We start from the raw sequence: 17,059 nt of genomic DNA, 5'->3' as shown, positions 1-17,059 counted from the left end.
GTCACACCGCCGCCATCGCGCCCAGGTCGGCCGCCTCGGGCTGGCGCGGGCCGGTCTCGGGCTCGTCGGCATCGGGCAGCCGCAGCTCCGCCGGCACCTCGATGTCGTACATCTTCGCCGCGTTGAGCCCGAGGATCTTCTTCTTCTGCGCGGTGGTGAGCGGGGCGTACTCCGTGAGGTCCTCGGGGATCTGGAAGTCGACGAACTGCTCGACCAGCCACCTCGGGGTCCAGAGCGCGTAGTCGGAGGAGAACTGGATCCGGTCCTCGCCGATCCAGTAGAGGAGCTCACCGATGATCTGGGCGAAGTAGCGCGGCCGCGTGTGGATGAAGGGCATCGCGACGGCAAGGCCGCCGTGCACGTTGGGCTCCTGGGTGGCGATCCAGCAGAAGTCCTCGAGCCGCGGCAGGCCGACGTGCTCGACGATGAAGTTGAGGTCGGTGAAGTCGGTGGCCACGTGGTCCACGTCCGCGACGTCGAACGCGTCGCGGTCGAGCGGACGGATCGTCGGGCCCTTGTGGATGTGGATGTTGGTGATGCCGAGCTCGCGGCACAGCTCGAAGTAGCGGTAGGCCATCGGGTCGTCGAGACGCCAGCCGCGGGAGTCGCCGTGCCACTCGGCCGTGTAGAGCTTGACGCCCTTCAGCCCGAACCGCTCCGCGTCGGCGCGGAGCTGGTCGAGCCCGGCCTCGCCGTTGCGCGGGTCGAAGTTGTGGTTGTAGGTCAGCTTGTCCGGGTGCTGCGCAGCGAGCGCCGACGCCTCGTCCGTCTGACCGAACCCGCGGTGGTAGAACTCGCCCAGGTGGGCCGGTTGGAAGATCGCGTGGTCGACGTACCCGTCCTCGAACAGGTCCTTCATCAGCCTCTCGCCACCTTGGTAGAGGTAGGCCTCCTTGGTCCACACCTCCGACTCCGGCGAGAGGTTGGCGTGGTAGTCGTAGAAGCAGTCGATGAACTGCTGCCCCTGCACGTTCCTGATGTTCTCGGGCCTGGCGTCCCACAGGGCGATGTGGGCGTCGACGATGAAGTAGCTCTCGCCGTCCTTGCTGTACATGGGTCCTCCGATGCTGGGCTGCTGAGTGCGGTGCCCGGGACGCTAGGTCGGTCGCGGAGGTCGCGGACCTCCCCCGGCGTCTCAATGTGAGATCCAGGACCGTCTCAATTTGAGACGGCGGCGCGCAGTCCGCCCGGGCGGGCGGATGTAACGTCGGTCACACCCGATGGAGGGGGTGGTCCCGTGGCCGACGACGTCGTGCCGGAGCGTGCGCGCCGGCACCGTGAGCTGCAGCGGGCGCTGCCCGGGGCACCGGCCGCAGGCCCGACCCTCCTCGCCGAGCGCCTCGTCGCCTCGTGGCAGCGCAGCGAGGACTACGGGGTGCCCCTCGACGCCATCGAGCCGTCGTTCGTCGGGACCCTCAACGACGAGTCGCTCTTCTTCGAGTGCGGTCGCGAGGTGCTGACCGGACTGCACCAGACGCTCGTCAACGAGCCCGTGTCCCTCATGCTCACCGACGCGGACGGCCTCGTGCTCAACCGGCTCAGCGGTGACACGGCCCTGCTGCGTGCGCTCGACAAGGTGCACCTCGCCCCCGGGTTCGCGTACGCCGAGCGCACGGTCGGCACCAACGGCCTCGGACTCGCCATCGCCGACCGGGTGCCCACGGTGGTGCGTGCCGAGGAGCACTACGCCATCAGCCTGTGCACCTACACCTGTGCGGCCGTGCCCGTGCTCGACCCCGTCAGCGGACGGCTCGAGGGGTGCGTCAACCTCACCACGTGGTCGGCCCAGTCGAGCGAGCTGCTGCTCGCTCTCGCGCAGTCCGCCGCCAGCAACACCTCCGCCCTGATGCTGGCGCGCTCGCGGGGACAGCGGCCGCGGCCGGCCCAGCGGGGCGAGGTGTTCCGCGTCGAGACCCCTCGGCTCGAACCGGGCTCGGGCACCTTGTCCTCGCTCGGCCCCGCCTGGACCGACGCCCTCGGGCGGGCCGGGGCCGCGATCGGCGCCGGCCGCATCGTCGCCGCAGTCGGGGAGGAGGGCACCGGGCGAGCGACGCTCCTGGCGCAGGCCCTCCGACAGGAGCTGCCGCGCGAGCGCATCCTCGCCGCGTCGCCCCCGGCGCCGCAGGACAGCGAGGCCTGGATCGGGCTGTGGACTCCGGAGCTGGGGAAGCCCGACACCGGCATCCTGGTGCGTGACGTCGACCGGCTGCCCGCCTGGGTGGCCGAGCACATCCGCGACCTCGTGCTCCAGGCCCGCGTGCGCTCGACCCCGGACGAGCACCTGCCCTTCTGCGTGACGGCGAGCAGCTTCGACGCGATCCCCGCAGCGCTCGCCCCGCTGGTCGGGACGGTCGTGTCGGTCCCACCGCTGCGCGAGCGACCCGAGGACGTCATGCCCCTGGCGCACCACGCCGCGAGCCGCGTTCGCGGACGAGGAGTCACGATCACGCGGTCCGCCGAGACCGCGCTGCGCGGGTGCGGCTGGCCGGGCAACGCCCGACAGCTCATCGAGGTGGTGACGCAGGCGGCGCGGCGCACCGACACGCTCGACGTACGCCACCTGCCGGCCGACGTGCTCTCGGGGAGCTCCCACCGGCTCACCCGGATCGAGGCCTTCGAACGCGATGAGATCGTCCGGGTCATCACCCGTCCCGGCATCTCGATGCAGGAGGCGGCCGAGGAGCTCGGGATGAGCCGGGCGACGGTCTACCGCAAGCTCGCGCAGTACGACATCCACGTGCCGCGCTCGCAGTCCTGACCGCAGGCGCTCGCAGGGGTCGTGCGAGCATGGCGCCGTGACCCGCACCCGCCGGCTGCTGCTCGTCGTCGACGCCCCGTCACTGCTGCACCGCAACCACCACGCCCGCTCCCACACCGGACTGCGCGACCGGCAGGGCCGCCCCATCTGGGCGCTGCACGGGATGCTGCGCCAGATCCTCGAGTCGATCGACTCCTTCGCCCCCGACGCGGTGCTGTTCGGGCTCGACGACCGCACCGGATCGGTGCGGCGCGACCTCTACCCCGACTACAAGGCCGGGCGCGCGGAGAAGGACCCCGAGCTCGTCGACCAGCTCGACCGGGCGGGCGCGCTACTCGACGCGCTCGGCCTGGCCACCCTCACCCCGCCCGGGCTGGAGGCCGACGACGTCAACGCATCGGGGGCGACCTGGGCGGCGGCCAACGGGTGGGACTGCGTGATCATCACCTCCGACCGCGACGCCTTCGCCCACATCAGCCACCACACCCGGGTGCTGCGGCTCATCGACGGCGGCATCCACGGCTCGCCGATGCTCAACCCGGCCCGCCTGTTCGACCTGTACGGCGTCCGCCCGGCCAACTACCTCGCCTTCGCAGCGCTGCGCGGCGACTCCTCCGACAACCTGCCCGGCGTGCAGGGCATCGGGGAGAAGACCGCGGCGATCCTGCTCGACGTCGCCGGGTCGATGGACGCGGTGTGGGCCGACATCGACCACGAGGAGGGCCGCAACCTCCTCGCCGCCCTCGACGACTGGGCCGCCGAGACCGGCGGACGACGCGTCGGGACCACGGTCGTACGCCGCCTGTCCGCGGAGGGCGCGCGCGAGCGCTACGAGTTCAACGTCCGGATGATGTCCGGTCGCGACGACCTCGACCTCGGCCTGACCCCCGACCTGCCGGGCTCGCGGGGGCTGCTGCCGCTGGACCTCGACCGTGTCACGAGCGTCGTCGGCTTCCTCGACAACGACTTCACCACCGACTTCGCGGTGCGCGTGCTGACCAGCCGTCCCGCCTCAGGCTGACTGCTCCCCCGCGGCCCGGCCCTCGGCCCGGTCGAGCCTGGAGCGGAGGCGGACGACCTCGTCCTCGAGCTCGAGCACCCGCGCGATGCCGGCGAGGTTGAGACCGTCGGCCAGCAGGTCACGGATCCGCTCGAGGCGTTCGACGTCGTCGGCACTGTAGAGCCGGGTCCCCCCGGCCGTGCGGTCCGGCGTGAGCAGGCCGCGCCGCTCGTAGACGCGCAGGTTCTGGATCTCCATGGACACCATCGCGGCCGCCACGGAGATGGCGTAGACACCGTGGTCGCGGGCGGCCATGGGTCCTCCTCGGGTCGCAGGAAATTCTCGGTCGGTGGCCTTGATTCTGCCTCATGCAGTGGCTATAAAAAACCTGTAACCACAAATACAGGTCGTGGACCGGGAGGTCCACCCGTCACATCCAGGAGGACACGATGCTGCTGCGAACCACCGACCCCTTCCGTGACCTCGACCGGCTCACCCAGCAGCTGATGGGCACCACCAACCGCCCCGCGGTCATGCCGATGGACGCGTGGCGCGAGGGCGACCGCTTCGTCATCGAGTTCGACCTGCCCGGCGTCAGCACCGACAGCATCGACCTCGACGTCGAGCGCAACGTGCTGACCGTGCGGGCCGAGCGGGTCGCACGCAACGGCGACTGGGAGCCGCTGGCGGCCGAGCGGCCCCGTGGCGCCTTCAGCCGCCAGCTCGTGCTCGGGGACAACCTCGACCTCGACCGGATCGAGGCGGCGTACGCCGACGGCGTGCTGCGCCTGGTCGTACCGGTCGCGGAGAAGGCCAAGCCGCGCAAGATCGAGATCTCGCAGTCCGGGTCGAGCCGGTCCGGCGACCGCGCCGAGCTCACGGCCTGACCCGCACCCCCGGTCGCGCGGACCGCAGCCCTTGCGCAGTGTGCTGCGGCCGCGCGGCCGCACGTCAGGACGCTCGCTCCTCGACGGGATCCGTCTCCTGGTGGAGATCGAGGGACATCAGTCGAGCCGCGAGGTCCACCGCGGGCCCGAGGAGCAGGATCACTGCGAGCGTCCCCACGCCGACGGTCGCGCCGAGCAGCCAGCCGCCCAGCGCTCCCCCGCCCTGCACCACGCTGTAGCTCCACCGGAACGGCACCGGCGGGTCCCATGCCAGCGCTGCCGCCTCCGCTGGCCCCGCCCCGGTGTGGCTCCCGAGGTAGAGCGCGATGCCCACGGCCAGCACCGGGAACGCCGCGACGAGCAGCGCCAGTCGCCACCCGAGCGCGTCCGGTGTCGTCAGCAGGTCGAGCACGACGGACACCGTCACGCCGACCAGCACGACCTGGACCACCGTGCCGATGCCCGGGTAGACCTTCCGCAGCGCGGCCAGGGCCACCAGCACGACGCCGACGACCAGGTTCATGATCCAGAAGTCGACCCCCGTCGAGATGGTCAGGCCGTTGACGAACGTCGAGTAGCCGTCGGAGCCGAGGTCCGCAGCGAGCAGCAGCGAGACCCCCGTGCCGAGCACGAGGCATCCGATGAGCAGCATGGCCGTACGCCGGGGAGTGGGGATCACGGGCGCAAGCATCTCAGTCCCGGGAACGACAGGACCCCCCACGGCGGTGCCGTGAGGGGTCCCGGTGCGAGTCGGACGCGTCAGGCCGTGGTGGTCGGCGTCGGGGTGGGGGTCGGCGTGGTGGCCGCCTCCTCGGCCTCGCACGTGGCGAGGCGCTCCTCGGCCTTGGCCAGGCGCTGCTGCTGGGCGCGCTTGGTCGTCTTGGTCTCGTCACGGACGTCCTTGGCCTTGGAGAGGGCCTTGCGGGCGAGGGCCTTCTCGCGGCCGGCCTCGGCCTGCTCGACGACCTTCTTGGCCTTCTTGACCTTGGCCTGCTGGCGCGCGAAGACCGCGGTGACGCGCTCGAGGGCCTCCTCGGCCTTGTCGACCTTGGCCTGCTGCGAGGCGCAGGGCACCGTCTCGGTGGTCTCGTCGGCGGTGGCCGACGGAGCGACCGCGAAACCGGCGAAGGTGATCGCGGCGGTGGCCGCGAGACCGCAGAAGCGGGTGGAGACAGACATGGAGTTCCTCCTGGTAGCGGCGTGGCTTGTTTCGCCACGCCTCTTCTCCACTACAGCGCCGGGGCACCCGCAACTGTTACGCACGTGACGTGGCGGCGAACGCGTGGCGACCGCTCGCCGAATCCATCGGCACCCGCCTTCCCCGGCGCCCGGAAGTCGTCGTACGTTGGCGAGACCCCCTCCCGGAAGGCACCCCCCATGCGTACTCGGCCCACCCGCCTCGCCCTTGCCGCCGTCGCGGCCCTCGCCGTCACCGGCGCCACCACCGTGGCCGTCACCGCACCCGCCGCGGCCGGAGCCGACCAGCAGGGAAGGCACGGCAAGCCCAGCGAGGTCCGGTTCGCGACCTTCAACGCCTCGCTCAACCGCAACGCGGAGGGCCAGCTGGTCGCGGACCTGTCCACCCCCGGCAACGCGCAGGCCGCGGCGGTCGCCGAGACGATCCAGCGCACGAACCCCGACGTCGTGCTGGTCAACGAGTTCGACTACGTCGAGGACGGCCGGGCCGCCGAGCTGTTCCGGGAGAACTACCTCGAGGTGGGCCACAACGGCGCGGCGCCCGTCGACTACCCCTACTACTTCGTCGCCCCGGTCAACACGGGCGTACCGAGCGGGTTCGACCTCAACAACAACGGGACCATCGGCGGCGGGGACGACGCCTTCGGCTTCGGCTTCTTCCCGGGCCAGTACGGCATGGTCGTCTACTCGAAGTACCCCATCGCCGCCGACGACGTCCGCACCTTCCAGCACTTCCTCTGGAAGGACATGCCGGGTGCCGTCCTCCCGGACGACCCGACCACGCCCGCGCCGGCGGACTGGTACTCCCCCGAGGAGCTCGACGTCTTCCGGCTGTCGTCGAAGTCGCACTGGGACGTGCCGATCCGCATCCCCGGCCGCAAGCCGGTCCACTTCCTCGTCTCCCACCCGACGCCGCCCACCTTCGACGGCGTGGAGGACCGCAACGGCAAGCGCAACCACGACGAGATCCGCTTCTGGGCCGACTACGTGACCGGCGGGCGCGCGGCGGCCTACATCTACGACGACGAGGGCGACACCGGCGGCCTCGGTCGCGGGCAGGACTTCGTGATCGCCGGCGACCAGAACGCCGACCCCTTCGACGGAGACTCCTACGACGACGCGATCCTCCAGCTGCTCGACCACCCGCGGGTCCAGGACCCGCACCCGACGTCGGCCGGCGCCGTCGAGGCGGCCGTCCGCGACGGTGGCGCCAACCTGACCCACACCGGCCCCGCCGCCGAGGACACTGCCGACTTCGCCGACGGCGCCCCCGGCAACCTGCGCGCCGACTACGTCCTGCCGAGCGAGCGTCTCGCGGTCCGGGACGCCGGCGTCTACTGGCTGACGTCGTCGGACCCGCTGTTCACACGGCTGGTGGGGACCTTCCCCTTCCCGGCGAGCGACCACCGCCTGGTCTGGGTCGACGTACGCACCGGGCGGGCGCCCGTTCGCTGACCCGTCAGCCGCTTCGCCGAGGGGCCCGCGGACGTTCACCTGACGTCCACCCGCCGGTCCCTCGGCGGGCCACCCGGGTGAGAAGAGTCGGACCGTCCGTCCGACCTCAGATCCCCGGAGTCCCCCCATGCCCCACAGCCCGACCCCGAGCCTCAGCCCGAGCCCGAGCCCGAGCCGCACCCTGTTGCCGATGGCCGGCCAGACCCACGGCAACCGCAGCGCCGTGACGTGCCACCTGCGCTGCGGCGACGCCTGCTCCCTGCCCGTGCCCAACACGACCGAGACCTCGTACTTCCGCGACATCGCCTCCTCCGTCCTGAGCCGTCGCGCGGTCGTCGGCACCGGCCTCACCGTCACCGCCCTCACGGCGCTCCCCGCCACAGGTGTGGCCGCCGCGCCGAGCCGCGGACCGGGCACAGGCGGCCCGGGCTCCGCGGGCAGGCTGCCCTTCACCCCCATCGCACCCGTCGCGACGACCGTGGACGACGTGACCGTCCCCGCCGGCTACCGCTGGGACACCATCCTGCGCTGGGGCGACCCGATCCTGCCGGGTGCGCCGACCTTCGACCCCGCCGACCAGTCGCCCGAGGCGCAGGCCGGCCAGTTCGGCTACAACAACGACTACCTCGACATCATCGAGACCAACCGCGCCGGCACCACCGCGCTGCTCGTGTGCAACCACGAGTACACCAACGAGGGCATCATGTTCCCGCCCGGCAGCGACCCGGCGACCGTGATCCGTACGGCGTGGGCGGCGCACGGCATGTCCGTGGTCGAGCTGCGACGCCGCAGGCGCGGGGACGTGTGGACGTACGTCCCGGGCGCGCGCCTCAACCGACGCATCACCCTCGACACCGTCTTCGCCGTCGACGGCCCCGCCGCCGGCTCCGACCTCCTGAAGACCAAGGCCGACCCGACCGGCCGCACGGTCCGCGGCACGATGAACAACTGCGCCGGCGGAACGACGCCGTGGGGAACCGTCCTGTCGGGCGAGGAGAACTTCAACCAGTACTTCCGCGCCACCGGGACGGACCCGAAGGAGAAGCGGTACGGCCTCTCCGCCACCCAGGACTCCCGCAACTGGCGCTCGCTCGACCCGCGCTGGGACGCCACCACCGACGACTACCGCAACGAGCCCAACCGCTTCGGCTGGATCGTCGAGCTCGACCCGAGCGACCCGACCTCCACCCCGGTCAAGCACACGGCAATGGGCCGCTTCAAGCACGAGGGCGCCACCGTCGTGGTCAACCGCGACGGCCGCGTCGTGGCCTACATGGGCGACGACGAGCGGTTCGACTACGTCTACCGCTTCGTCTCCCGCGACCGGATGCGCCCCGGCAGCAGCGCGAAGGCGCGCCGCCACAACCTGCGGCTGCTGAGCGAGGGCGACCTGTCCGTGGCCCGCTTCACCGGCGACGGGCTCGGCGACGGCGTCAGCGACGGCAGCGGTGAGTGGCTCCCGCTGACCCGCGACGGGCAGTCCGTGGTCCCCGGCTTCACGACCGAGGAGGTGCTCGTCTACACCCGCCTGGCCGCCGACACCGTCCAGCCGACCAGGATGGACCGCCCCGAGGACGTCGAGCCCAACCTGCGCAACGGCCGCATCTACGTCGCCTGCACCAACAACACCAGCCGGACCGCCGCACAGGTCGACGAGGCGAACCCCCGTCCGGCCAACAAGGACGGCCACGTCGTCGAGATGATCCCGACCGGCGGCGACCACACCGCCGCCACGTTCGGCTGGAACCTGTTCCTCGTCTGCGGCGACGAGGCGTCGGCCGGACGCTACTTCGGTGGCTGGGACGGACCGGTCTCCCCCATCTCCTGCCCCGACAACGTCGCCTTCGACAGCGTCGGGAACCTCTGGGTCTCCACCGACGGCCAGCCCGGCGCCATCAAGCTCAACGACGCGCTGTTCAAGGTGCCCGTCGAGGGCCCCGAGCGCGGCCGCGTGCAGCAGTTCCTCGCCGTGCCGTCGGGCGCCGAGACGTGCGGCCCGGTCATCCGCGACCGCGAGGACTCGGTGTTCGTCGCCGTCCAGCACCCGGGCGAGGACGGCTCCTGGGACGCACCCCAGTCGCGCTTCCCCGACTTCGTGCCGGCCGGAGCCACCGCCGGCGCCGGCGAGTTCGCCGGCCCGCGCCCGTCGGTCGTGCAGGTGACGCGCGACTGAGCGAGGAGATCGTGGAGGTTCCGGGTCACGGGGTGGCTCGGAACCTCCACGATCCCGCTCCTGGGGCTCAGGCCCCAGAGCCGACCAGCACCTGACGCGGCTCCGCGTCCCGGTCGCGCCGCGCCGCGACCGCCCCGACCGCGAGCCCCAGCAGGGCACCCGGCAGCGCCCACCGCCAGCCGGTGAGCGGGAACCACGCGGTCGACGGCGCGGGAGGCGCGGGCGGCGCGACCTCCGGCGTCGCCGGCGCTGGGCTGACGTCCGTGGGCACCGAGACCACCGTCGGGGTCGCCGAGTCCCCCAGGACTCCTGCGAGGAGCTGCGCGAGGGCCTCGTCCTGCGGCGACCCGAGAGGCTCCCACCCGGGCGTGGCGCCGGCCGTCATGGCGGTCGCCACCCACGCGTTGCCGTCCCCATCGATGCGGATGCGATCCCACCGCCAGGGCTCCACGTCGTGGATCAGCCACGTCAGGGTGTAGTCCGTCCCGTTCCGACCCGGCGGCAGCGGCTTGCCTCGCGTCTCACCGACCGGCAGCAGCTCCAGCAGGGCGTCGTACGCCGCGTCGTCGTAGTACAGGGCACCGGCCGACTGCCCGGGCTGGGTGACGAGCACGCTCGTGGGTCCACCGGCGTTCGCCGCGGCCGGCAGGCCGACGGCGGGTGCGAGAGCGAGCACGACGACGGCCAGGATCCTGCGCATGGCTCCTCCTCGGGGCGACGGGTTGCCGGGGATACACCGCCGCGGGGCGCCGGGTTCCGTCAGGCGATCGACTCAGCGATCCGCGTGGCCGCCCCGAGGTCGAGGTCGCCCTCGAGCCGCAGGGTGAGGTCGCCGTGGAGCCACAGCAGGGTCGGGGCCGCCAGCCGGGACGGCAGCTCGCGCACCGAGCCGCCCTCGGGGACGACGGTGACGCGGTGCGCCGTCGGCAGCCAGAGCGCCTCGGCGCCGGCGACGAGGACCCGCTCGGCGTGGTCGGCGGTCTTCCAGAACAGCGGCTCGACGTCGCCGCGGAGCTGGTCGAGCCGGATCGTCCCGTCCTCCGTGGACCACGTCAGCGACACGACCAGCCCGTCGGCCGAGACCTCCACCCCGTCCGGCGAGCCGAGCTCGGCGGGCACCACGGGCGCGAAGCCGGCGAGCTGCTCCGCGCGCTGGAGGTCGGTCGGTCCGGTCGCCGGCGGCACGGTGGGCGTCTCCTCGACCGGGTCGCCCGACGTCACCGAGACGCCCGGCAGGCCGAGCCACCCGCGGATCTCCGCACCCACCGGCGAGGCCACGACTCCGGCGCCGAGCAGACCGGCGACCAGCCCGGCGAGCCAGCGGCGCCACCGTCGACGCGGGCGGGCCGTGGCGACGCGACGCATGACGTCACCCTCGAGCCGGTCCGGCACCGGCACCCGCAGGTCCGCGGCCAGCGCGGCCAGCCGTTCCTCCAGCGCGTCAGGCATGGTCGACCTCCTCGATCGTCGTGGCGAGGTCCTCGCGCAGCCGCGCGAGGCCCCGGCTCAGCCGCGACTTGACGGTGCCGCGGGGCACACCGAGGACGACGGCCGTGGCCGCCTCGTCGAGCTCGAGCAGGTACCGGCAGGCCACCACGAGGCGCAGCTTGTCCGGCAGTCCGGCGACCGCGGCCAGCAGCCGGGCCTTCTCCTCCCGGTCTACCACGGCCGCGGACGGGTCGAGCAGCTCGGCCCACAGGTCCCGGGCCTGCCGCTCCTCACGGCCGGTCCGGCGTACGGCCGACCGGTGGGCGTTGCGGGTCTCGTTGGCGACGATCCGCAGCAGCCAGGGCCGGAACGGCCGGTCGGCGCGGAACGACCCCAGCGACCGGTACGCCTTCACCAGCGCCTCCTGCACCACGTCCTCGGCGTCGCTCCCCGCTCCCAGGAGGACGGCCGTGCGCAGCGCCGCCCGGGCGTGACGGCGCACGAGCACGGCGTACGCGTCGGTGTCCCCGGCGCGCACCCGGCCGACCAGGTCGGCGTCGTCCCTCCCGTCCTGGCTGGAGTCGTGGCTGGCGTCGTCGGTGCTGATCGTCACTCCCGTCCAGAGGGGCCCAGCAGAGTGTCTACACCGCCGCGACCCGAGAGGTTCCCACCGACCGGACGTGACCTGGGCGCGTCAGGCGTTGCCGTCGACGAAGCGGCCGTCGGGGGTGACCGGGTTGTCCTCGTTGATGGCCGCGACGGCCTCGGTGAGCTCGGCCTCGGCGAGGGGGCGGCGGTGGTCGAGGTGGACGCCGGCGATCATGCAGCGCACCGAGCCGCCCGCCAGCTCGATCGTCGGGATGTCCACGGCGACGATCTCGCAGGAGTCCTCGATCGTGGCGACCTGCTCGGGTGTCAGGGAGCGCTTCGCGCGGGCCGACATCGCCATGACGTAGCGGCGCCGGCCGTCGGCCGTACGCCCGCACAGTTCGACGGCGTTGCCGGCGAACTCGCGGATCTGCTCCTCGGTGAGCTCGATGATCGTGCGCCCGGTGACCTCGAGCCGCTCGCGCACCTGCTGACGGCGGTGCTCGTCGGGGATCATCTCGAGCGCGATCATCGCGACGTCGGTGCCGATGCAGGCGATGACGTTGGTGTGGTAGACGGGCACGCCGTGCGAGTCGACGGCGTCGAAGGCCATCGGCTCGTAGTTGAAGTCGGTGCAGAAGCGCTCGAGCACGGCGATGTCCGCGCGGTGGCTCCGCGCGGTGTAGGCCACCCGCGACACGTGGTCGAGCACCATCGCGCCGGTGCCCTCGAGGAAGATGCCGTCCGGCTCGAGGCCGGAGTAGTCGACGATCGCCTGGACGCGGTACTCCGACTTGAGCATCTCCAGGACGTCGGCGCGACGCTCGTGGCGGCGGTTGGAGGCGTACATCGGGTAGACGGCGACGGTGCCGCCCGCGTGGGTGGAGACCCAGTTGTTGGGGAACACGCTGTCGGGGCGGGTGTGGTCGTCGTCGTCGAAGACGTGGACCCGTACGCCGACCGCGCGCAGCGCCTCGGCGAGCGCGTCCATCTCGGCCAGCGCGTGCGCCGCGGTCGACTCCTGGGACTGCCCGGCGGGCACGTCGGACTGGAAGGCGTTGTCGGCCGCCGTCGCCGGGTTGGGGACGAAGCTGGTCGCGCGGATGAGGATGACTGCGGAAGGGGCCTGGGCACTCACGGGAGGAATGTAGCGGCCCCGACGGCCTCGGCCACCAACGCTGCGACCTGTCCCGGATCGCGTGTGATCGCGGCCTCGTAGCAGGTCAGCTCGGTCTGCACCCAGCCCGGCACGTCGGCCTGGCTCCACAGCCCGCAGGGCACGACGCCGCGCTCCTCGACGAGGGCGACGACCCGCTCGTTGACCTCCTCGGCCGTGCCGGGCGCGTAGGCGAGGAAGGTCGCGATGTGGGGGACCTCGGGGAAGGTCCGGATCCCACGTTCGCGCAGCGCGGCCGCGAGGTCGATCGCCCAGGCGCGGTAGGCGCCGAACCGCTCCACGCCGTCGCGCAGGCCCATCAGCCCGCCGACGGCGGCGGTCGTCATCGAGAAGATCGTGCCGCCCATCCGCTGGCGCCACGACCGCAGCTCGCCGGCGAGGTCCTCGGGGCCCACGACGAGCGCGCCGCTCGAGGCGCCGAGCCCCTTGTAGAGCGAGACGTACATCGAGTCGAACAGGTCGGCCGCTTCCGCGATGGTGCGGTCCCAGTGGGGCACCGACTCCCAGATCCGGGCGCCGTCGGCGTGCAGCGGCACACCGCGCCCGCGTGCCGCCGCGGACAGCTCGACGAGCTCGTCCCACGTCGGGAGCAGGCAGCCGGCGTCGCGCAGCGGCAGCTCGACCAGCGCTGCGCCGAGGCGTCCCCCCACCTTGTCGAGGGCCTCGGCCGTGGGGGTCTCCCGCCCGGTGGTCAGCCACTCGAGCTCCAGGCCGAGCACGCGGCGCGGGCCGTCCTGCTCGTGGTGCACCAGGTGCGAGAGGTCGGGGAGCGCGACCCGGCGTGACCCCGAGCGGTCGCACCACGCGCGCAGGGCGGCCTGCTGCGCCATCACGCCGCTGGGGAACATCACCGCGGCCGGCTTGCCGAGCAGCTCGGCGACCTCTGCCTCGAGCTGCGCCACCGCGCCGCCCTCGCCGTAGCGGTCCCATGCGACGTCGTGCTCCTCGGCGTACGCCGCGAGGTCGCGGAACGTCGCCGCGGGCGTCGACGGCGCGCGCCAGAAGATCGCCTCGGCGGAGGCCGACGCGGCGCGGAAGCGGTCGCGGAGCTCGCTCACGCGGACGTCAGGCGTGGCGCTTGAACCAGTACGTCGTCTCCGGTCCGGGGATCACCTGCACCAGCTCCCAGCCGTTGACGCCGAGGGTGGACAGCAGGTCCTCCCACGACTCGGTGCCCTCGACCAGCGCCTCCGGGTCGGCGTTGTAGCCGCCGACCTCCACGTTGCCCTGGTCGTCGACGGTGATCTCGAGGTGCGCCCATGAAGCCATGCGGCGATCCTGCCATCCCGGTCAACCTCCCAGCCACCACTCGTGCATCACCCGGCAGCTCCCCGACTCCCACCACGCGAGCTGGAGCCGGTCGAGGACGACGTCGACCGGCACCACGTCCGTGAGCAGCCGCGCCGTCGAGGCGAGGTCCACCGGGTCGGACGCAGCGTCCGACGCCGCGTCGACGGTGAGGTGCGGGCGTACGTCCTCGAACTGGCCGTCGTACGGCGGCCACTCGGGGAAGGCGGCCACCAGTCGGGCGGTGAGCGCGCGCAGCGCGTCGTCGGGGTCCGGGACGAGGTGGATGATCCCGTTGGGGAACTGCGCGAGCCGCTCGAGCCGTACGGCGACCGGGTCCGTTTCCGCGGCGATCGAGCGGACCAGGTCCAGCGTCTCCCTCGACGGCGCCGGGTCGAAGGGACCGAGCGCGGTGATGTGGGCGTGCCCGAACCGCGGGTCCTCCGACACGAACCCACCGTCGTAGTGGGCCGTCCGGGTGCGCACCCACTCCTCGAGCGCGGGGACCGGGAGCTGGAGGACGGTATGACCGGGCACGCGGCAAGACTGGCAGGCCCACCGTGAGCGGACGTCACTAGGCTGGTCCGGCCATGGACCAGTCGTCGCGCATCGCCCCGCCCTCACCCGAGATCGCCGCCCTCGCCCAGCAGCGGCTGGCCGCCCTCGCCACCCCAGCCGGCGCCCTCGGCCGGATCGGCGAGATCGGCGCCTGGGTCGCCGCCGCGCAGGGCGAGGTGCCGCCCCGGCCACTGACCGACGTACGCCTCGTGGTGTTCGCCGGCGACCACGGCGTCGCCGCGCACGGGGTCTCTGCCTACCCCGCCGCCGTCACCGAGGCGATGGTGCGCACGATCGTGGCGGGACAGGCGGGTGTGTCCGCGCTGGCCCGCGAGCACGGCGTACGGGTGAGCGTGCTCGACGTCGCGGTCGACGCGGACCTGTCCGACCTGCCGGCCGAGGTCACGGCGCGCAAGGTACGTCGTGGCTCGGGCGCGATCCACCTCGAGGACGCGCTCACCCGCGACGAGGTGGAGCGCTCCCTGGCGCTCGGCGCCGCGGTGGCGGGCGAGCACGTCGACGACGGGGCGCAGCTGCTGATGACCGGCGACCTCGGCATCGGCAACACCACCCCGGCCGCCGCGCTGGTCGCGGCCCTCCTCGGCCTCCCCGCCGACGAGGTCACCGGCCGTGGCACGGGCATCGACGACGACGGGTGGGCGCGCAAGCGCGACGTGGTCGCCGCTGCGCTCGCCCGGACGGAGGGCCGCGCCGAGGACCCGGTCGACCTGCTCGCCGCCCTCGGCAGTGCAGACCTCGCCGCGGCCGTCGGCTTCCTCGTCGAGGCGTCGGTCCGGGGCGTGCCGGTGCTCCTCGACGGCCTGATGTCCGTCGCGTGCGCGGTCGTCGCGCAGGCGATCGCGCCCGGCGCGGCTGCCTGGTGGGTCGCCGGTCACCGCTCGACCGAGCCCGCGCAGGCCCACGCCCTCAAGTCCCTCGGCCTCGAGCCCCTGCTCGACGTCGGCATGCGCCTCGGCGAGGGCTCCGGAGCCGTGGCCGCGCTGCCCGTCCTGCGCTCGGGTGTCGCCGTGCTGCGCGACGTGGCGCTGCTGTCCGACATCCTGCCGGGCTGAGGACGTGCTCCTGCGCGACGCGTGGCTCTTCGCCACGGGCACGCTGACGGCGGTGCGCGTCCCCGCGCCCAGCGTGGTGGACCGCAGGGTCGCGGGACTCGGGATGGCACTCGCGCCGCTCGCCGCGCTGCCGCTCGCGGTCGCCGCGGCGGCGCTCGTCGTGCTGGCCGGGTGGATCGACCTGCCGCCCCTCGCCACGGCGTACGCCGTCGTGCTGGCGCTCGCCCTCGGCACACGTGCCTTCCACTGGGACGGCCTCGCGGACACCGCCGACGGGCTGACCGCGTCCTACTCCCCTGCCCGCTCGCTCGAGGTGATGCGCACCGGTCCCGTGGGACCGGCAGGTGTGGTCGCCGTCGTGCTGGTGGCGAGCCTGCAGGCGGCCGGGCTCCAGGCAGTGCTCCGCCACGAGGACGCATGGTGGGTCGTGGGCCTGCTCGTCTGCGTGTCGCGCGCGTCGCTGGCGTTGGCGTGCGTACGTGGTGTGCCCGCCGCGCGACCCGACGGCCTCGGCGCCACCTGCATCGGCGCGGTGCCCGTCCTCGGGGCGATCGCGACGCTGGTGCTCGCTGCCGTGGCGGTGACCCTCGCCGGACGCGGGCTCGACGCGCCGTGGTCGTTGCTGCTGGGGCTGGTGGCGATGGTGGGCGTCGTGCTCGCGCTGCTGCTGCGGTGCGTACGCCGTCTCGGCGGGATCACCGGCGACGTGCTCGGCGCGGCGGTGGAGGTGTCCTTCGCCGTGCTGGTGCTGGCGGCAGCGACTGCCTGATCAGGCTCTGACAGGATGCGCGCCATGCGGATCCTGGTCACCGGCGGCGTACGGTCCGGCAAGTCGACCCACGCCGAGGACCTGATCGGCGGTGCCCCCGCCACCTATGTCGCCACCGGTACGCCGCCCGACCGCGAGCAGGACCCCGACTGGGCGGCCCGGATCGACGCCCACCGCGCCCGTCGCCCCGACTCGTGGGGAACCGTGGAGACGCAGGACCTCGCCGGCGTGCTCGCCGAGGCCCGCGACCCCCTGCTGGTCGACTGCCTGGGCACCTGGCTCACCGCCGTCATCGACGCCGCGGACGCATGGGACCACGACTCCGAAGCCGTCCACGACCTCGTGCTCGCCCGTACGGACGAGGTGGTCGACGCACTCGGCCGGTGCGAGCAGGACGTCGTGCTGGTGACCAACGAGGTCGGCCTGGGCGTGGTGCCCGAGCACCGCTCCGGCCGGCTCTTCCGCGACCTCCTCGGCCTGGTGAACCAGCGCGTCGCCGCCGCGTGCGACGAGGTGCACCTGGTGGTGGCCGGCCGCGTCCTGCGGCTGTGACCCTTCCCCATCGCTGGTCGAGTAGCACGCGGCGAACTCAACCGGTTGTTGCAACTCGATCGTGAGGTGAGAGGTTGCGGCGCATGCCGGGAGTGAGGTTGACCGCGGATCAGCGGTTGGTGATTGAACGGGCGTATCTGGCGGGTTTGCCGCAGGC

The 17,059-nt window shown here is 73.0% G+C and carries 19 protein-coding genes; 8 read left to right on the top strand and 11 right to left on the bottom strand.

From position 1 onward, the window contains the following. Window position 1: 1 nt before the first annotated feature. Window positions 2–1,054, bottom strand: coding sequence for an amidohydrolase family protein (locus IEZ24_RS05685; protein WP_129456481.1), 1,053 nt, complete (start codon window positions 1,052–1,054; stop codon window positions 2–4). A 183-nt stretch (window positions 1,055–1,237) separates the two neighbouring features. Here IEZ24_RS05685 and IEZ24_RS22240 point away from each other — a divergent pair, with 183 nt between their 5' ends. Beyond that, window positions 1,238–2,758, top strand: a complete 1,521-nt coding sequence (locus IEZ24_RS22240; RefSeq protein ID WP_207206905.1) for a helix-turn-helix domain-containing protein — start codon at window positions 1,238–1,240, stop codon at window positions 2,756–2,758. Window positions 2,759–2,795: 37 nt separating this feature from the next. Next, the gene (locus IEZ24_RS05675; protein ID WP_129456480.1) at window positions 2,796–3,779 is read left to right on the top strand and encodes a 5'-3' exonuclease; all 984 of its coding nucleotides are present in this window, start codon (window positions 2,796–2,798) and stop codon (window positions 3,777–3,779) included. On the opposite strand, the gene IEZ24_RS05670 is transcribed toward IEZ24_RS05675, so the two are convergent. Then, entirely contained in the window at window positions 3,771–4,073 is a 303-nt protein-coding gene (locus IEZ24_RS05670; RefSeq protein WP_129456479.1) for a MerR family transcriptional regulator, read from the bottom strand. The two genes, IEZ24_RS05675 and IEZ24_RS05670, sit on opposite strands and share 9 nt — an antisense overlap. A gap of 134 nt (window positions 4,074–4,207) precedes the next feature. Here IEZ24_RS05670 and IEZ24_RS05665 point away from each other — a divergent pair, with 134 nt between their 5' ends. Next, window positions 4,208–4,645, top strand: coding sequence for an Hsp20/alpha crystallin family protein (locus tag IEZ24_RS05665; RefSeq protein ID WP_129456478.1), 438 nt, complete (start codon window positions 4,208–4,210; stop codon window positions 4,643–4,645). Window positions 4,646–4,709: 64 nt separating this feature from the next. Here the strand turns inward: IEZ24_RS05665 and IEZ24_RS05660 are convergent, their stop codons facing one another. Then, complete coding sequence (locus IEZ24_RS05660; RefSeq protein WP_129456477.1) at window positions 4,710–5,324, bottom strand: hypothetical protein; 615 nt, start codon at window positions 5,322–5,324, stop codon at window positions 4,710–4,712. An 80-nt stretch (window positions 5,325–5,404) separates the two neighbouring features. Continuing rightward, window positions 5,405–5,824: a hypothetical protein gene (locus IEZ24_RS05655; protein ID WP_129456476.1), complete on the bottom strand. Its 420-nt coding sequence runs from the start codon at window positions 5,822–5,824 to the stop codon at window positions 5,405–5,407. A gap of 198 nt (window positions 5,825–6,022) precedes the next feature. Here IEZ24_RS05655 and IEZ24_RS05650 point away from each other — a divergent pair, with 198 nt between their 5' ends. Together IEZ24_RS05650 and IEZ24_RS05645 are read left to right on the top strand one after the other, a co-directional pair. Beyond that, a complete protein-coding gene (locus IEZ24_RS05650; RefSeq protein ID WP_129456475.1) occupies window positions 6,023–7,297 on the top strand; it encodes an endonuclease/exonuclease/phosphatase family protein in 1,275 nt (424 codons plus the stop codon). Between the two features lie 190 nt (window positions 7,298–7,487). Further along, entirely contained in the window at window positions 7,488–9,470 is a 1,983-nt protein-coding gene (locus IEZ24_RS05645) for a PhoX family protein (RefSeq protein WP_224744922.1), read from the top strand. A 67-nt stretch (window positions 9,471–9,537) separates the two neighbouring features. On the opposite strand, the gene IEZ24_RS05640 is transcribed toward IEZ24_RS05645, so the two are convergent. The 7 genes from IEZ24_RS05640 to IEZ24_RS05610 form a co-directional block, all read right to left on the bottom strand. Beyond that, window positions 9,538–10,170, bottom strand: a complete 633-nt coding sequence (locus IEZ24_RS05640) for a hypothetical protein (protein ID WP_129456473.1) — start codon at window positions 10,168–10,170, stop codon at window positions 9,538–9,540. Between the two features lie 59 nt (window positions 10,171–10,229). Further along, window positions 10,230–10,919, bottom strand: a complete 690-nt coding sequence (locus IEZ24_RS05635; RefSeq protein WP_129456472.1) for a hypothetical protein — start codon at window positions 10,917–10,919, stop codon at window positions 10,230–10,232. Continuing rightward, the gene (locus IEZ24_RS05630; RefSeq protein WP_242498579.1) at window positions 10,912–11,511 is read right to left on the bottom strand and encodes an RNA polymerase sigma factor; all 600 of its coding nucleotides are present in this window, start codon (window positions 11,509–11,511) and stop codon (window positions 10,912–10,914) included. The genes IEZ24_RS05635 and IEZ24_RS05630 overlap by 8 nt, the downstream gene beginning before the upstream one ends. A gap of 81 nt (window positions 11,512–11,592) precedes the next feature. Beyond that, window positions 11,593–12,624 (bottom strand): citrulline utilization hydrolase CtlX, encoded by a 1,032-nt coding sequence (gene ctlX, locus IEZ24_RS05625; RefSeq protein ID WP_129456471.1) that lies wholly within the window; start codon window positions 12,622–12,624, stop codon window positions 11,593–11,595. Next, entirely contained in the window at window positions 12,621–13,721 is a 1,101-nt protein-coding gene (locus tag IEZ24_RS05620; protein WP_129456470.1) for a threonine aldolase family protein, read from the bottom strand. Before IEZ24_RS05620 ends, ctlX begins: the two co-directional genes overlap by 4 nt. 7 nt (window positions 13,722–13,728) lie before the next feature. Next, window positions 13,729–13,932, bottom strand: a complete 204-nt coding sequence (locus tag IEZ24_RS05615; RefSeq protein ID WP_129456469.1) for a hypothetical protein — start codon at window positions 13,930–13,932, stop codon at window positions 13,729–13,731. A 21-nt stretch (window positions 13,933–13,953) separates the two neighbouring features. Next, the gene (locus IEZ24_RS05610; protein WP_129456468.1) at window positions 13,954–14,487 is read right to left on the bottom strand and encodes a 2'-5' RNA ligase family protein; all 534 of its coding nucleotides are present in this window, start codon (window positions 14,485–14,487) and stop codon (window positions 13,954–13,956) included. A 53-nt stretch (window positions 14,488–14,540) separates the two neighbouring features. On the opposite strand from IEZ24_RS05610, the gene cobT reads away from it, so the two are divergent. The 3 genes from cobT to cobU are packed head-to-tail and all read left to right on the top strand — an operon-like array spanning window position 14,541 to window position 16,902. Continuing rightward, a complete protein-coding gene (gene cobT / locus IEZ24_RS05605) occupies window positions 14,541–15,581 on the top strand; it encodes a nicotinate-nucleotide--dimethylbenzimidazole phosphoribosyltransferase (RefSeq protein WP_129456467.1) in 1,041 nt (346 codons plus the stop codon). Window positions 15,582–15,585: 4 nt separating this feature from the next. Then, on the top strand, window positions 15,586–16,350 hold the full coding sequence (locus IEZ24_RS05600) for an adenosylcobinamide-GDP ribazoletransferase (RefSeq protein WP_242498578.1): 765 nt from the start codon (window positions 15,586–15,588) through the stop codon (window positions 16,348–16,350). A gap of 24 nt (window positions 16,351–16,374) precedes the next feature. Next, window positions 16,375–16,902: a bifunctional adenosylcobinamide kinase/adenosylcobinamide-phosphate guanylyltransferase gene (gene cobU, locus IEZ24_RS05595; RefSeq protein ID WP_129456466.1), complete on the top strand. Its 528-nt coding sequence runs from the start codon at window positions 16,375–16,377 to the stop codon at window positions 16,900–16,902. Window positions 16,903–17,059 lie beyond the last annotated feature (157 nt).

Origin of the sequence: Nocardioides ganghwensis, assembly GCF_014779655.1 — a bacterium.
Taxonomy (GTDB): Bacteria; Actinomycetota; Actinomycetes; order Propionibacteriales; family Nocardioidaceae; genus Nocardioides; species Nocardioides ganghwensis.
The sequence above is the reverse complement of the archived record's forward strand: the minus strand, read 5'-3'. Positions and strand labels throughout refer to the sequence as shown.

Coding starts and splice junctions, on each gene's coding strand:
- IEZ24_RS05685 (WP_129456481.1), bottom strand. CDS start 1,054: ATGTACAGCAAGGACGGCGAGAGCTACTTCATCGTCGACGCCCACATC.
- IEZ24_RS05640 (WP_129456473.1), bottom strand. CDS start 10,170: ATGCGCAGGATCCTGGCCGTCGTCGTGCTCGCTCTCGCACCCGCCGTC.
- IEZ24_RS05670 (WP_129456479.1), bottom strand. CDS start 4,073: ATGGCCGCCCGCGACCACGGTGTCTACGCCATCTCCGTGGCGGCCGCG.
- IEZ24_RS05635 (WP_129456472.1), bottom strand. CDS start 10,919: ATGCCTGACGCGCTGGAGGAACGGCTGGCCGCGCTGGCCGCGGACCTG.
- cobU (WP_129456466.1), top strand. CDS start 16,375: ATGCGGATCCTGGTCACCGGCGGCGTACGGTCCGGCAAGTCGACCCAC.
- IEZ24_RS05655 (WP_129456476.1), bottom strand. CDS start 5,824: ATGTCTGTCTCCACCCGCTTCTGCGGTCTCGCGGCCACCGCCGCGATC.
- IEZ24_RS05665 (WP_129456478.1), top strand. CDS start 4,208: ATGCTGCTGCGAACCACCGACCCCTTCCGTGACCTCGACCGGCTCACC.
- cobT (WP_129456467.1), top strand. CDS start 14,541: ATGGACCAGTCGTCGCGCATCGCCCCGCCCTCACCCGAGATCGCCGCC.
- IEZ24_RS05615 (WP_129456469.1), bottom strand. CDS start 13,932: ATGGCTTCATGGGCGCACCTCGAGATCACCGTCGACGACCAGGGCAAC.
- IEZ24_RS05650 (WP_129456475.1), top strand. CDS start 6,023: ATGCGTACTCGGCCCACCCGCCTCGCCCTTGCCGCCGTCGCGGCCCTC.
- IEZ24_RS05645 (WP_224744922.1), top strand. CDS start 7,488: ATGGCCGGCCAGACCCACGGCAACCGCAGCGCCGTGACGTGCCACCTG.